The 239-nt window shown below is 64.4% G+C and carries 1 protein-coding gene; it reads right to left on the bottom strand.

Going from position 1 to position 239, the window contains the following annotated elements; all coding sequences use genetic code 11:
- The coding region (locus BIV25_RS46155) for a beta-ketoacyl synthase N-terminal-like domain-containing protein (protein WP_143076554.1) at positions 1-239 on the bottom strand (239 nt) is incomplete at both ends.

Below are 239 nucleotides of genomic sequence, written 5' to 3'. Positions count from 1 at the left end.
ATCACCCGCTGCTGCGACGGACCATTCGGAGCCGTCAGACCATTCGACGCACCATCCTGATTCACCGCACTGCCCCGCACCACCGCCAACACCCGACGACCCGCAGCAACAGCATCCGACAACCGCTCCACCAGCAACACACCCACACCCTCACCCCAACCCGTACCATCCGCCTCCTCCGCAAACGCCTTGCACCGACCATCACCCGCCAGACCACCCTGACGACCGAACTCCACGAA

It is taken from the genome of Streptomyces sp. MUSC 14 (assembly GCF_001866675.1).
Classification (GTDB): Bacteria; Actinomycetota; Actinomycetes; order Streptomycetales; family Streptomycetaceae; genus Streptomyces.
This window is presented reverse-complemented; position numbering and strand designations above follow the sequence as displayed.